The 13,577-nt window shown below is 70.3% G+C and carries 14 protein-coding genes; 11 read left to right on the top strand and 3 right to left on the bottom strand.

Annotated elements, in window-relative coordinates:
• The first annotated feature begins 120 nt into the window (after positions 1–120).
• The 4 genes from argH (at position 121) to ACWCRJ_RS36265 (ending at position 4,875) form a co-directional block, all read left to right on the top strand.
• On the top strand, positions 121–1,551 hold the full coding sequence (gene argH, locus ACWCRJ_RS36280; RefSeq protein WP_450943264.1) for an argininosuccinate lyase: 1,431 nt from the start codon (positions 121–123) through the stop codon (positions 1,549–1,551).
• Between the two features lie 179 nt (positions 1,552–1,730).
• Positions 1,731–2,702, top strand: coding sequence for an aldo/keto reductase (locus tag ACWCRJ_RS36275; RefSeq protein WP_450943263.1), 972 nt, complete (start codon positions 1,731–1,733; stop codon positions 2,700–2,702).
• Between the two features lie 86 nt (positions 2,703–2,788).
• A complete protein-coding gene (locus ACWCRJ_RS36270; protein WP_450943262.1) occupies positions 2,789–3,355 on the top strand; it encodes a TetR/AcrR family transcriptional regulator in 567 nt (188 codons plus the stop codon).
• Positions 3,352–4,875 carry an MFS transporter gene (locus tag ACWCRJ_RS36265; protein WP_450943261.1) on the top strand — a complete coding sequence of 508 codons (1,524 nt, stop codon included), beginning with the start codon at positions 3,352–3,354 and terminating at the stop codon, positions 4,873–4,875. Before ACWCRJ_RS36270 ends, ACWCRJ_RS36265 begins: the two co-directional genes overlap by 4 nt.
• A gap of 339 nt (positions 4,876–5,214) precedes the next feature.
• On the opposite strand, the gene ACWCRJ_RS36260 is transcribed toward ACWCRJ_RS36265, so the two are convergent.
• The gene (locus tag ACWCRJ_RS36260; protein ID WP_450943260.1) at positions 5,215–5,889 is read right to left on the bottom strand and encodes a lysophospholipid acyltransferase family protein; all 675 of its coding nucleotides are present in this window, start codon (positions 5,887–5,889) and stop codon (positions 5,215–5,217) included.
• 331 nt (positions 5,890–6,220) lie between these two features.
• Between ACWCRJ_RS36260 and ACWCRJ_RS36255 the strand changes: the two genes are divergently transcribed.
• The 3 genes from ACWCRJ_RS36255 to ACWCRJ_RS36245 all read left to right on the top strand — a co-directional run bounded on the left by ACWCRJ_RS36255 (position 6,221) and on the right by ACWCRJ_RS36245 (position 8,567).
• A complete protein-coding gene (locus tag ACWCRJ_RS36255) occupies positions 6,221–7,411 on the top strand; it encodes a glycerophosphodiester phosphodiesterase (protein WP_450943259.1) in 1,191 nt (396 codons plus the stop codon).
• A 106-nt stretch (positions 7,412–7,517) separates the two neighbouring features.
• Positions 7,518–8,024, top strand: a complete 507-nt coding sequence (locus ACWCRJ_RS36250) for an RNA polymerase sigma factor (protein ID WP_450943258.1) — start codon at positions 7,518–7,520, stop codon at positions 8,022–8,024.
• Positions 8,025–8,069: 45 nt separating this feature from the next.
• Positions 8,070–8,567, top strand: coding sequence for a GNAT family N-acetyltransferase (locus ACWCRJ_RS36245; protein ID WP_046919558.1), 498 nt, complete (start codon positions 8,070–8,072; stop codon positions 8,565–8,567).
• Positions 8,568–8,658: 91 nt separating this feature from the next.
• On the opposite strand, the gene ACWCRJ_RS36240 is transcribed toward ACWCRJ_RS36245, so the two are convergent.
• Positions 8,659–9,096, bottom strand: coding sequence for a hypothetical protein (locus tag ACWCRJ_RS36240; protein ID WP_450943257.1), 438 nt, complete (start codon positions 9,094–9,096; stop codon positions 8,659–8,661).
• A gap of 1 nt (position 9,097) precedes the next feature.
• Complete coding sequence (locus ACWCRJ_RS36235) at positions 9,098–9,457, bottom strand: hypothetical protein (RefSeq protein WP_013004961.1); 360 nt, start codon at positions 9,455–9,457, stop codon at positions 9,098–9,100.
• A 450-nt stretch (positions 9,458–9,907) separates the two neighbouring features.
• Here ACWCRJ_RS36235 and ACWCRJ_RS36230 point away from each other — a divergent pair, with 450 nt between their 5' ends.
• The 4 genes from ACWCRJ_RS36230 (at position 9,908) to ACWCRJ_RS36215 (ending at position 13,449) form a co-directional block, all read left to right on the top strand.
• A complete protein-coding gene (locus ACWCRJ_RS36230; protein WP_450943256.1) occupies positions 9,908–10,951 on the top strand; it encodes a methionine ABC transporter ATP-binding protein in 1,044 nt (347 codons plus the stop codon).
• Positions 10,948–11,679, top strand: coding sequence for a methionine ABC transporter permease (locus ACWCRJ_RS36225; protein ID WP_450943255.1), 732 nt, complete (start codon positions 10,948–10,950; stop codon positions 11,677–11,679). The genes ACWCRJ_RS36230 and ACWCRJ_RS36225 overlap by 4 nt, the downstream gene beginning before the upstream one ends.
• A 103-nt stretch (positions 11,680–11,782) precedes the next feature.
• The gene (locus tag ACWCRJ_RS36220; protein ID WP_450943254.1) at positions 11,783–12,616 is read left to right on the top strand and encodes a MetQ/NlpA family ABC transporter substrate-binding protein; all 834 of its coding nucleotides are present in this window, start codon (positions 11,783–11,785) and stop codon (positions 12,614–12,616) included.
• A gap of 194 nt (positions 12,617–12,810) precedes the next feature.
• On the top strand, positions 12,811–13,449 hold the full coding sequence (locus ACWCRJ_RS36215) for a GNAT family N-acetyltransferase (RefSeq protein WP_450943253.1): 639 nt from the start codon (positions 12,811–12,813) through the stop codon (positions 13,447–13,449).
• Positions 13,450–13,577: the final 128 nt, after the last annotated feature.

Below are 13,577 nucleotides of genomic sequence, written 5' to 3'. Positions count from 1 at the left end.
TTCATTTGTTCAAAGCTTTCTCCGCATCTCCCAAAGTTCTCTCAGATTGACGATCCATGCAGAGTTCTGCATACTCATGCATGACAGCGAACGGTGCGCGGAGATCGAGGAGCAACGCGAGTGAGCAGCAACAGCGGTGACGTACGGCTCTGGGGCGCCCGTTTCGCAGACGGTCCCGCGGAGGCCCTGGCGAAGCTGTCCGCGTCGGTCCACTTCGACTGGCGCCTGGCCCCGTACGACATCGCGGGCTCCCGCGCCCACGCGCGCGTGCTGCACAAGGCGGGCCTGCTCACCGAGGACGAGCTGACCCGGATGATCGCCGGCCTGGACCAGCTCGAGGCGGACGTGGCGTCGGGTGACTTCGTGGGCACCGTCGCCGACGAGGACGTGCACACCGCCCTGGAGCGCGGCCTCCTGGAGCGTCTGGGCCCCGACCTGGGCGGCAAGCTGCGCGCCGGCCGGTCCCGCAACGACCAGGTCGCGACCCTCTTCCGGATGTACCTGCGCGACCACGCCCGCACGGTCGGCGGCCTGATCGCCGACCTCCAGGACGCGCTGATCGGCCTCGCCGAGGCCCACCCGGACGTGGCGATGCCCGGCCGCACGCACCTCCAGCACGCCCAGCCGGTCCTCTTCGCCCACCATGTCCTCGCCCACGTCCAGTCCCTCTCCCGGGACGCGGAGCGGCTGCGCCAGTGGGACGAGCGCACGGCCGTCTCCCCGTACGGCTCGGGCGCCCTCGCGGGCAGCAGCCTCGGTCTGGACCCCGAGGCGGTGGCCAAGGACCTGGGCTTCGAGAACGGCAGTTCCGCGAACTCCATCGACGGCACGGCCTCGCGTGACTTCGTCGCCGAGTTCGCCTTCATCACCGCGATGATCGGCGTGAACCTCTCCCGGATCGCCGAGGAGGTCATCATCTGGAACACGAAGGAGTTCTCCTTCGTGACCCTCCACGACGCGTTCTCGACGGGCTCGTCGATCATGCCGCAGAAGAAGAACCCGGACATCGCGGAGCTGGCCCGAGGCAAGTCCGGCCGCCTGATCGGCAACCTGACGGGCCTGATGGCAACGCTGAAGGCCCTGCCCCTGGCCTACAACCGCGACCTCCAGGAGGACAAGGAGCCGGTCTTCGACTCCATCGACCAGCTGGAGATCCTCCTGCCCGCCTTCACCGGCATGATGGCCACGCTCACCGTCCACCGTGAGCGCATGGAGGAACTGGCCCCCGCCGGCTTCTCCCTCGCCACCGACATCGCCGAGTGGCTCGTCAAGCAGGGCGTCCCGTTCCGTGTCGCCCACGAGGTCGCCGGCGAGTGCGTCAAGGTCGCCGAGTCGGAGAACAAGGAGCTGAACGATCTGACGGACGACCAGTTCGCCAAGATCTCCGCCCACCTGACCCCCGAGGTCCGCACGGTCCTCAACGTCCCCGGCGCCCTCGCCTCCCGCAACGGCCGCGGCGGCACCGCCCCGAGCGCGGTGGCGGTCCAGCTGGCCGACATCAAGCGGGACGTGACGGCCCAGCACGCCTGGGCGACCGCCAAGCACAAGTAGGCAGGGCCGGCGCCCCGGTTCTTCAGGGGCGCGGGGAACCTCGCGACGAGCCACGACGGGGCCGCACCCGCCCAGGAGCCCGGACCCCGGGCTCCTGGGCGCCCCGGCTCACAGAGCGGAGCGCCATCGCGGGTTACGTTGGTCGCGAGCCCCCAGGATCCGACCGAACGGAGCCCGCGATGCCCTTCGCCCGACTGGCCGCAGCGACCACCCCCACCTGCCATCTCGGACTCGGCCTCGCCGCAGTCGCCCGCCCCGGTTACATCAACCTCGGCCGCGACGCCGACCTCGGCGAGAACCGCACGGTCGACGCCCTGCGCACCCGCACCCACGAACTCCTCGACGCCGCCTACGCCCAGGGCGTCCGCTACTTCGACGTGGCCCGCTCGTACGGCCGCTCGGAGGAGTTCCTCGCCGACTGGCTGAAGTCCCGCCCCGGCCTCGACGACATCGTCGTCGGCAGCAAATGGGGCTACACCTACACCGCCGACTGGACCACGGACGCCGAGCGGCACGAGGTCAAGGACCACAGCCTCCCCACGTACGAGCGACAGCGCGCCGAGAGCGCCGAACTGCTCGGCGACCGGCTCGACCTCTACCAGATCCACTCGGTGACCCCGGACAGCCCGGCCCTCACCGACAAGGAACTGCACGCCCGGCTGGCACAGGCCGCCGCCGAGGGCGTCACCATCGGCTTCTCCACCAGCGGCCCGGCCCAGGCGGAGGCCATCCGCACCGCCCTCACCGTGACCGTGGACGGCGAACCCCTCTTCCGTACCGTCCAGTCGACGTACAACGCGCTGGAGACCTCCGCCGCGCCCGCCCTCGCCGAGGCGCACGACGCGGGGCTCACCGTGATCGTCAAGGAGGGCATGGCGAACGGCCGTCTGGCCGGCCCGCACGCCCCCGAGGCGCTCAGGGCCGTCGCCGAGCAGACGGGACTCGGCTGCGACGCGGTCGCCCTGGGTGTGGTCCTGCGGCAGCCGTGGGCCGGTGTCGTCCTCTCCGGCGCCGCCACCACCAACCAGCTCGCCTCCAACCTGCACGCGGCGGTCGTCGACCTCGACGACGAACAGCTGACCGGCCTCGCCGACCTGGCCGAGGACCCGCGGACCTACTGGGAGAAGCGCGGACAGCTGCCCTGGCACTGAGGGCTCCCCGCGGTACCACCGTCGCGCCATGAGACACTCATGCCCGTGTTGAGACATCAATGTCTCACATGGGTTATGGTTGTCTCATGGCCGTCGATCGTGAACACGTGCTGCGCTCGGCAGCCGCCCTGCTGACCCGCAAGTCCACCGCCACGATGGACGAGGTCGCGAAGGCCGCCGGGATCAGCCGGGCCACGCTGCACCGCCACTTCGCCGGGCGCGACGCGCTGGTACGGGCGCTGGAGGCGCTCGGTATCGCGGAGTGCGAGGCCGCGCTGGACGCGGCCCGCCCGACCGAGGGCCCGGCGCGCGAGGCCGTACGGCGGCTCGTGCGGGAGATCGAACCGGCCGCCGGCCTCCTCGCCTTCCTCTACACCGAGGCCCAGCTGTTCGAGGGGGAGCAGCAGCACGAGGGCTGGACCCGGATCGACGACCGCATCGCGGCCCTCTTCAAGCGCGGCCAGGCGGCGGGCGAGTTCCGCATCGACCTCACCCCGGCCTGGCTCACCGAGGCGCTGTACGGCCTGCTGGCCTCCGGCGCCTGGGCGGTCGCGGAAGGCCGTGTGGCCGCCAAGGACTTCACCTACATGACCGCCGAGCTGCTGCTCGGCGGCGCACTGCGTCATCCCGAACAACCGAGAGAGGAATCATGACCAGCACCCTGCGGCCGGCGCGCACCACGGAGGCGGAGAAGAGGCCGGGCCGCTGGCTCGCGCTCTCCGTCCTCGTGCTCGCCGTGCTGCTGGTGGCCGTCGACGCGACCGTCCTCGGTCTCGCGACCCCCTACATCAGTGAGGACCTGCAGCCGTCGGGCACCCAGCTCCTGTGGATCGGTGACGTCTACTCGTTCGTCATCGCGGGCCTGCTCGTGTCGGCCGGCAGCCTCGGCGACCGCATCGGCCGCAAGAAGCTGCTGCTCGTCGGGGCCACGGCGTTCGGCGCGATATCCGTGCTCAACGCCTATGCCACGACGCCGGAGATGATGATCGTCGCGCGGGCCCTGCTCGGTGTCGCGGGCGCCACCCTGATGCCCGCCACCCTCGCCCTGATCCGCAACCTCTTCCACGACCCGCGCGAGCGCAGCCTCGCCATCGGCATCTGGGGCGCCACGGCGTCCGCCGGCACGGCGGTCGGCCCGGTCGTCGGCGGTTTCCTGCTGGAGCACTTCTGGTGGGGCTCGGTCTTCCTGATCAACCTGCCGGTGATGGCGGTCCTCGTCCTCGTCGGCGTCAAGCTGCTCCCCGAGTCCCGCCACCCGAGCCCCGGCCCCTGGGACATGCTCAGCGTCGGCCTGTCCCTGGTCGGCATGATCGGTGTCGTGTACGCGGTCAAGGAGACCGCCACCCACGGCCTCGACGGCAACGCGCTCGCCGCGGGCCTCTTCGGCCTCGCCGGACTGTTCGTCTTCGTACGCCGTCAGCTGACGCTGCCGCACCCGCTGCTGGACATGCGCCTGTTCCGCAACCGGGGTTTCTCCGGAGCGGTCCTCGCCGACCTGCTGACCATTCTGGGCCTCTCCGGCCTGGTCTTCTTCCTCTCGCAGTTCCTGCAACTCGTCCAGGGCCGGGGCCCGTTGGAGGCGGGTCTCGCGGAGCTGCCGGCGGCCGTCGGTGCGGTGGTCGCGGGCCTGATCGCCGGAACCGCCGCCCGCCGCTTCTCGGTCCGTTCGGTGGTCGCGGGTGGCCTGGCGGCCATCGGCGTGGCCCTCGCCCTGCTTACCCTGGTCGACCGGACCACCGGCTACCCGCTGATCGGGGCGGCGCTGCTGATCGTCGGCGTCGGCGCGGGCTTCTCCTTCACCGTCACCGCCGACGTCATCCTCTCCAGCGTCCCCAAGGAACAGGCGGGCGCGGCCTCGGCCGTCTCGGAGACGGCGTACGAGCTGGGCGCGGCCCTCGGCATCGCCGTCCTGGGTTCGATCGTGACAGGCGTCTACCGCGACTTCCCGGCCCCGCCCGGCACCCCGGCCGAGGCCCACGAGTCCCTGGGCGGAGCGGTGGAGGCGGCGCGGACGATGCCCTCGAACACGGGACACCACATGCTCACCTCGGCCCAGGACGCCTTCGTCGACGGCCTGACCATCGCCGCAGCCGCAGGCGCGACAGTACTCCTGGCAACAGCAGCCACAGCCTGGTTCCTCCTACGAACCCAACACCTGGACAACACCCCCTAAACCGACGACCCACCCCCAAAGCCCCCCGCCCCGTCAGGCCCCCGTCAGGGCCGCGGGGAACGGCACGAAACCCCCCACCCACCCGCACCCGACAACGAGGCGAGCACCCCGTCAGGGGCGCGGGGAACGGCGCGACAAGCCCCCACTCACCCGCACCCGACAACGAGGCGAGCACCCCGTCAGGGGCGCGGGGAACGGCGCGACAAGCCCCCACTCACCCGCACCGGACGAACGACCGATCCACCCCAGGGGCGCGAGGAACGGCGCGACAAGCCCCCACGGACCCGCACCCGCACACACCCCCCGAGCCCCCCACCCCCCACCGCCAAACCAGCGGAGCTACGCCGCTTCCTTGGCCTTGGACGCGTACATATCCACATACTCCTGCCCCGACAACCGCATGACCTCAGCCATCACGGAATCGGTCACCGCCCGCAGCACATACCGATCCCGGTCCATCCCCTCGTACCGGGAGAACTCCATCGCCTCACCGAACCGCACCGTCACCCGATGCGGCCGCGGCACCCCCGCCCCACCCGGCTGGATCTTGTCCGTCCCGATCATCGCGAAGGGAACGACCGGCGCCCCGGTCATCAACGTCAGCCGGGCGATGCCCGTACGCCCCCGGTACAGACGGCCGTCGGGCGACCGCGTCCCCTCGGGGTAGATGCCGAACATCCGGCCCTCGTCCAGCACCCGCCGTCCGGTCATCAGCGCGGCGACGCCGCCCCGGCCGCCGTCACGGTCGACGGGGATCATGCCGACGCCGGTGAAGAACCAGGCCATCAGACGGCCCTTGAGCCCCTTGCCGGTGACGTACTCGTCCTTGCCGATGAAGACGACCTGCCGGTCGCAGACCAGCGGCAGGATCATCGAGTCGATGAAGGTCAGGTGGTTGCCGGCGAGGATCACCGGACCGTCTCCCGGAATGTGCTCGGCGCCCTCCACCCGGGGGCGGAACATCAGGCGCATGATCGGTCCGAGCACTGCCTTGATGAGCACGAAGCGGGACAACAGGCCCTCCCATGTCAAGCGTTCCGGTACAAGTATGTGCAGGTGAGGACGATACTCCCGGCTCCGGGGCCCGCGCACATCGGGTTCACCGAGTGGATACCAAGTGTTGACGCTGTTTTACCTGCGGTGACGCGGAGGTGGCGGCCTGTCACGGGCCGGAAACATGTGACGGACATCGCGCCACCTGGCGGACGGTCCGTCACATTGCGCCCCTCGCGCGACAGAAGGCGTCTTCCGCGTGTTCGGTCCCAGGTCTCCCGGCGGTCACCTCCGGACACCTACGATCGTCCCGCTTTGACAGGTGCAGGGCATCACGGTGGAGGAGCCGGTCATGGATACGCAGGAGTCGCGGCAGTCGCAGGACTCGAACGAGCAGGGACGCGGAGCGGGCCGACGGGCACTGCTCGGCGCCGCGATGCTCGGCGCGGGCGGAGCGGTCCTCGGACTGCCGGCCACGGCCGCGGCCGGTGAGGCCGCGTCGGGGGCGAATTCGGGCGGCGGGTACCGCAGACTCCCCGTGCCGACGATCATCGCGCACCGCGGTGCCAGCGGCTACCGCCCGGAACACACCCTCGGCTCGTACCAGCTGGCCCTCGACATGGGCGCCCACGTCATCGAGCAGGACCTCGTGCCCACCAAGGACGGCCACCTCGTCTGCCGTCACGAGAACGACATCACCGGCACGACCGACGTGTCGGCGCACCCCGAGTACGCCGACCGCAGGACCACGAAGGTCGTCGACGGCGTCACCTACACCGGCTGGTTCACCGAGGACTTCACCCTCGCCGAGCTGAAGACCCTGCGCGCCAAGGAGCGCATCCCGGGCAACCGCCAGGAGAACACCCTCTACGACGGCCGCTGGGAGATCCCCACCTTCGAAGAGGTGCTGCGCTGGGCCGACAAGGAGGGCAGGAAGCGGGGCGAACGGATCTGGCTGCACGTCGAGACCAAGCACCCCACCTACTTCCGCAAGCTGGGCCTCGGCCTGGAGGAGCCGCTCGCCAAGCTGCTCCGCAAGTACGACCGGCACAAGAAGAACGCGCCGGTCTTCCTGCAGTCGTTCGAGCCGAGCAGCATCCAGCGCCTGAACGACCTGGTCGACAGCCCCCTCGTCGTCCTGCTCTCCGGCGCCGCCACCCGCCCCTGGGACTTCGTCGAGGCCGGCGACCCGCGCACCGTCGCCGACCTGGTCAAGCCGGCCGGTCTCGCGTGGATTGCCTCGTTCGCGAACGGCATCGGCCCCACGCTCGACCTGATCATCCCGCGCGACGCGGGCGGCAACCTGACCACGCCGACCACCCTCGTCGCGGACGCGCACGCCAGGAACCTGATCCTGCACCCCTACACCATGCGCAACGAGAACACCTTCCTCCCCGCGAACTTCCGCAGGGGCACGGACCCCAACGCGTACGGCGACGCCTTCGGCGCGTTCAAGGTGTACTTCGACACCGGCATCGACGGCATCTTCACCGACAACGCCGACACCGGCCTGCTGGCCCACGCGGACTTCGTCGGCGACTGACGGCCGCCCGGCGGATCGACCGTCAACGCATGGGCCCCTGGCCCCGATCGGGGTGATTCCCGTCCGCCCCGGCAACCCCCGCCGGGGCGGCGTCGTCCCGGGGCGTATGACACACGACATGCTCACCACCCTCCGTCCCCTGCTGGTCGCGGAGGTGTCGGCCGAGGCCGACGCGGCCGGCACCGAGGCGGGGGACCTGGAACAGGCGGTCTGGCTGCGGCTGCTGGAGCGGCTCGACGCCGACGGCCCGCCCGCCGACCCCGAGGGCTGGCTGCGCAGCGCCGTCCGCTTCGAGGCCCGCCTCAGCCGCCGTACGGCCCGGCGCGAACTGCCCTACACCGCCGAGCCCGCCGACGAGCACGCCCCCGGCCCCGAACAGCAGGCCCTGACGGCCGCCCGCCGCCGCGCGCTGTACGCGGCCGTACGCCGGCTCCCGGGCCGGTGCCCCCGGCTGCTCGCGGCCCTGCTGTCCCCGAAGGACCTCACCTACCGCGAGATCGCGGGCGAGTTGGGTATCTCACAGGGCAGCCTGGGTCCGGAACGTTCCAGATGTCTGGGATGTCTTCGACGATTGCTGTCCGCGGAGGTTGCGGCGCACGAACCACGGGGATAGGAGTGAAGGACATCGGGTGAGCAGGTGAGCGGGAGGCGTGCACACATGGGCATGAGCGTGACCATCTCGGTGGCGACCGAGCAGGACGCCGAGCAGATCTTCAGGCTGCAGTACCTGTGCTTCCAGGGCGAGGCGGCCCTGTACGGCAACTACCGCATCGATCCGCTCGTCCAGAGCCTCGACTCCGTCCGCGAGGAGGTCGCCGCGGACTGTGTGTTCGTGGCCAGACTGGGCGACGAAGTGGTCGGCTCCGTGCGCGGCGCCCTCGACGCCGACGGCACCGCGGCCATCGGCAAGCTCTGCGTCCACCCGCGCCTCCAGGGCCACGGCATCGGCGCGCGGCTCCTGCGCGCCGCCGAGTCGGCCCTCGCCGAGGAGCGCGGCGCCACCAGGTTCCGCCTCAGCGCGGGCCATCGCAGCGAGGGCAACCTCCGGTTGTACCGCCGGGTCGGCTACGAGACCGTGGGCACCAGCCAGGGCCGGGACGGCGTACCGATGGTGGTGCTGGAGAAGCCCGCGGCGGCGTACGCGACGACGGCGTAGATCGGGGGACGCGCCCCACGTGCCCCCGGCGGGGCGCGAAGAACCGCACGACGAGCCGAGCCGGAACCTCGGCCGCCTGACGACGAGACCCTCAGGCGGCCTGACCCTGTCGCGCGCTTTTGCGCAGCCAGTACATCGCCGTGACCGGCAGGATCACGGGAATGAACAGGTATCCGATCCCGTAGTCCGACCACACGGTCTTGTCGGGGAACGCCGACGGCTCGACCAGCGTCCACGTCCCCACGACGAGGACGCCGGCCAGTTCGACCGCACAGCAGATCCGCGCGGCCCTCCGGGCGAACTCCCCGCCCCGCACCAGCGAGTACGTGATGAACCCGTACACGACCCCGGCCACCGCGGACAGTGTGTAGGCGAGCGGCGCGTGCTCGAAATCGGTGGAGATCTGCACGGCGGACCGGGACACGGCCCCGACGACCATCACGCCGTAGAGCCAGACCAGCAGCATTCCCGGCCCGCTGATGAGCCGCGTCCGCTTCGTGTCCCGCGGCACGTCGTCCGTGGCGGTCACGTCAGCCTCCCCAGATGTCGTAGAGCCGCACCTGCAGCACGGCGAGCACCACGCCGCCGGCCGCGACGGTCACGCTGCCCCAGCGGGTGCGCTCCGCCAGTGACATGAATCCGGTGACCGGGACGCAGGCGAACGCCCCGAGCAGATAGGAGACGAAGATCGTGGTCCCCTGCTCCGGCTTCTCCCCGCGTGCCAACTGCACGATGCCGACGACCAGTTGCACCAGGGCCAGCACCGACACCACGGCCATGCCGATGAAATGCCAGTCCTTGGTCGGCTGATCGCGGTACGCGGCCCAGCCGCACCAGGCGGCGAGCAGAAGGGCGGCGACGGCGGTCGTCACCGTCAGGGGAACAAGCATGCCGCGACCCTATTACGGCCCAAAACCCCGCCGCGCCCGGCCCCGGCCCGTGAAACCCGACGGCCGCGCATCGTGGCCTTGGCCACAACGGCAGTTGCCCACGGAGTGGACGCCACCCCATCGCACCTGCGGATATGCCTTCCAGACCTGTCCGCATTGCGGACAGCCCGCTCTCACCTGCCCCATGCATCTGTTTTACTGATCTCATGACCACGACGAGCTGCCGCACCCTTGCGACCGAGGCGACGATGACGCCCGGTGCTCGTTGTATGTGTCGAATGTGCGCCTTCTAGAAGGCCCCGCACGCCCCCGCGCGTGACGGACCGAGCCCCCGCGCGCATGTTCTCCCCCGGTTCCCTCGCCACCGCGAGAACCGTGTCGCGTCCCTGACAGCCTGCACCCGTGCCCGGGCACACCCATGCCCCCGCACACGACAGTGACGGAAATCCAGTGATCACCACATCGGGCCTGACCAAGGTCTACCGAGGTCGCGGCCGTGAGACGACCGCACTCGACGGCGTCGATCTCCATGTACGCGAGGGCGAGGTGTACGGCGTGATCGGCCAGTCCGGCGCCGGCAAGTCCTCGCTGATCCGCTGCGTCAACCTCCTCGAACGCCCCACCTCCGGAACCGTGAGCGTCGCGGGCCGGGACCTGACAGCCCTGGCCGGCCGCGGCCCCCGCGCCGGCCGGGAACTCCGCCGGGCGCGCAGCCGTATCGGCATGGTCTTCCAGCACTTCAACCTGCTGTCCACCCGCACGGTCCAGGACAACATCGAGCTTCCGCTCGACATCCTCGGCAGGTCCGGCAAGGAGCGGTCCCGCAAGGCCCTGGAACTGCTCGACCTCGTCGGCCTGGCCGACAAGGCCAAGGCCTACCCGGCCCAGCTCTCCGGCGGTCAGAAGCAGCGCGTCGGCATCGCCCGCGCGCTGGCCGGCGACCCCGAGGTACTCCTCTCCGACGAGGCCACCAGCGCCCTCGACCCCGAGACCACCCGCTCGATCCTGGCCCTGCTGCGCGACCTGAACCGCCAGCTCGGCCTGACCGTCCTGCTCATCACGCACGAGATGGACGTCGTCAAGACCGTCTGCGACTCGGCCGCCCTCATGGAGAAGGGCCGGATCGTCGAGTCCGGCACGGTCGGCGAACTGCTCGCCACTCCCGGCTCCGCCCTGGCCGCCGCCCTCTTCCCGGTGGGCGGTGAGGCCACCGGAGAGGACCGCACGGTCGTCGACGTCACCTTCCAGGGCGAGGCCGCGACCCAGCCGGTCGTCTCCCGCCTGTCCCGCACGTACAACATCGACATCTCGATCCTCGGCGCCGCCATCGACACCGTCGGCGGCCTCCAGATCGGCCGGATGCGCCTGGAACTGCCCGGACGCTACGAGGACAACGTCGTCCCCCTCGGCTTCCTGCGCGAGCAGGGCCTGCGCATCGACGTGGTCGGCCGGGACGCCCAGGCCTCCACGCCGGTGCAGGAGGGCGCCAAGTGACCTGGAACGAGATGCGGCCCCTGCTGGAGCAGGCGTGTGGGGACACCTTCTACATGGTCGGCTGGTCCACGCTCATCGCGATCGTCGGCGGACTCCCGCTCGGCATCCTGCTCGTCCTCACGGACCGGGACGGGCTGCTGCGCAACGTCCTCGCCAACAAGGTCATCGGGCAGATCGTGAACGTCGCCCGCTCGATGCCCTTCATCATCCTGATGGTCGCGCTGATGGGCTTCACCCGCTGGGTCACCGGCTCGACCATCGGCCGTGAGGCCGCCATCGTGCCGCTCGCCATCGGCGCGATCCCGTTCTTCGCGCGTCTGGTCGAGACGGCCGTCCGCGAAGTGGACCACGGGCTCGTCGAAGCCGTGCAGGCCATGGGCGGCAACACCTGGACCGTCGTCCGCCGGGTCCTCGTCCCCGAGTCCCTGCCGTCGCTGATCTCCTCGGCCACCACGACCGTCGTCGCCCTCATCGGCTACTCCGCCATGGCCGGCACCGTCGGCGCGGGCGGCCTCGGCGACATCGCCATCCGGTACGGCTACCAGCGCTTCGAGACCGAACTGATGTGGATCACCGTGGCGGTCCTCGCCGTCGTCATCTCCGCCGTCCAGTTCGCCGGCGACCACGCGGCCCGTGCCCTGCACCGGCGCGGCAGCCACACGGGCGCCGCGCCCGTACTCCGGCTCCTGAAGGCCGATCCCGCCGCCCGCACGGTCACCAAGGCCTGAAGCCGCGGCGGACACCCGACCCGCGGATTCCGCACCCCGGACACCGCACACGTCCCGTCCACCCAAGACGGGACAGTTCCACCCAAAAGGAAAGGCACTTTTCGTGCGTAACACCGCCAAGCTCACCACCGCCGTTCTCGCCGCCGGAGCCCTCACCCTCGGGCTCACCGCCTGCGGCGCGGACAAGGACGACAACGCGTCCGACACGAGCGGGCCGCTGGTGGTCGCCGCCAGCCCGACCCCGCACGCGGACATCCTCGGCTTCGTGAAGGACCACCTGGCGAAGGATGCGGGCCTGGAGCTGGAAGTCAAGGAGTTCAGCGACTACGTCCTGCAGAACCCGGCGACGCAGGACGGGTCCGTCGACGCCAACTACTTCCAGAACCAGCCGTACCTCGACGACTACAACAAGAAGAACGGCACCAGCATCGTGCCCGTCGTCACGGTCCACCTGGAGCCGCTCGGCCTCTACTCCCACAAGGTCAAGAGCAAGGACGGCCTCAAGAGCGGCGCGACCATCGCCGTACCCAACGACACGGTCAACGAGGCGCGTGCCCTCAAGCTCCTCGACTCCGCCGGGATCATCACGCTCAAGGAGGGGGTCGGCACCGACGCGACCCCCGCCGACATCACCGCGAACCCGAAGAAGCTCACGTTCAAGGAACTGGAGGCGGCCCAGACCCCGCGCTCCCTGGACGACGTCGACGCCGCGGTGATCAACGGCAACTACGCCCTCGAAGCGGACCTCTCGCCCGCCGACGACGCGCTCGCCGTGGAGCCCGCCAAGGACAACCCGAACGGCAACTTCCTCGCCGTCAAGGAGGGCAACGAGGACGACCCGCGCGTGAAGAAGCTCGCCGAACTCCTCACCTCCGACGAGGTACGGAAGTTCATCGAGGACAAGTGGAGCAACGGCTCCGTCCTCCCGTCCTTCTGACGGCTCCGCCGGCCGGCTCGACGGTACGTATACGGCGTATCGCCACGCATGGGGTCCGCTCCCTCACCGGGTGGGGGTACCCCCACGCCCTTTGGGCAGTGGGGGAGGGCCCCATGGTGCGATTGAGTGCTTACATGCTGCATGCTGGGCAGTTCGGCAGGCTCTCAAAGTTTTCGAGCGTTACGGAGCGGCGCATGATGAGCACCTTTCCCGACATCTCCATCAACACGGATCGGTTGGTTCTGCGCCCGTTCGACGAGGACGACATCCAGGCGTTCACCGAGATGATGAACGACGAACAGGTGATGGCCTGGACCGATGTCCCGCAGCCCTTCACCGAACGCGAGGCGCGTACCTGGATCGCCGAGTACGCGCCCACCGAACGCACCTCGGGTCGCGGCCTCGACCTCGCGGTCACCGAGTTCCTCACCCAGCGCCTGGTCGGCGTCATCCAGTTGACGAAAACCGACTGGCACGTGCGTGCGACGGAACTCTCGTACGTCGTCGCCCCCTGGGCCCGCGGCGAGGGCTACGCCTCCGAGGCCGCCCTCGCCACCGCCCAATGGCTGTTCCGTGAGCAGAAGTTCGAACGCATCGAGCTGCGCACGGCCGCCGACAACACCGCCTCCCAGCAGGTCGCGCAGAAGATCGGCTGTATCAGCGAGGGCGTCCTGCGCAACGCCTGTATAGCGCGCACCCGCACCGCCGAGGACGGCTGGACCGAGGTCCGCACGGACTTCATCGTCTGGAGCCTCCTCCCGGAGGACATCGAGGGCGTCAGCCAGGAACTGGCCGACAGCGGCGGCTACGGGGCGTACTCGGACTGGAACTGAAACCACGCACGGGCACGCGCGCGGCCGCGAACCCGGCCGCCGGGGCCCACGGCGTCACCGGGTAGTCTCACGGGACCCCGTGCGGGCATTCCCGACGACCTGCGAAGACCCTCTGGAGACTGACGACG

Source organism: Streptomyces sp. NPDC002324 (assembly GCF_053593335.1).
This window is presented reverse-complemented; position numbering and strand designations above follow the sequence as displayed.

Bases quoted from the DNA above. Each gene is read 5' to 3' on its own strand.
- ACWCRJ_RS36265 (WP_450943261.1), top strand. From the start codon at position 3,352: ATGACCAGCACCCTGCGGCCGGCGCGCACCACGGAGGCGGAGAAGAGG.
- ACWCRJ_RS36245 (WP_046919558.1), top strand. From the start codon at position 8,070: ATGGGCATGAGCGTGACCATCTCGGTGGCGACCGAGCAGGACGCCGAG.
- ACWCRJ_RS36250 (WP_450943258.1), top strand. From the start codon at position 7,518: ATGACACACGACATGCTCACCACCCTCCGTCCCCTGCTGGTCGCGGAG.
- ACWCRJ_RS36270 (WP_450943262.1), top strand. From the start codon at position 2,789: ATGGCCGTCGATCGTGAACACGTGCTGCGCTCGGCAGCCGCCCTGCTG.
- ACWCRJ_RS36215 (WP_450943253.1), top strand. From the start codon at position 12,811: ATGATGAGCACCTTTCCCGACATCTCCATCAACACGGATCGGTTGGTT.
- ACWCRJ_RS36275 (WP_450943263.1), top strand. From the start codon at position 1,731: ATGCCCTTCGCCCGACTGGCCGCAGCGACCACCCCCACCTGCCATCTC.
- ACWCRJ_RS36235 (WP_013004961.1), bottom strand. From the start codon at position 9,457: ATGCTTGTTCCCCTGACGGTGACGACCGCCGTCGCCGCCCTTCTGCTC.
- ACWCRJ_RS36255 (WP_450943259.1), top strand. From the start codon at position 6,221: ATGGATACGCAGGAGTCGCGGCAGTCGCAGGACTCGAACGAGCAGGGA.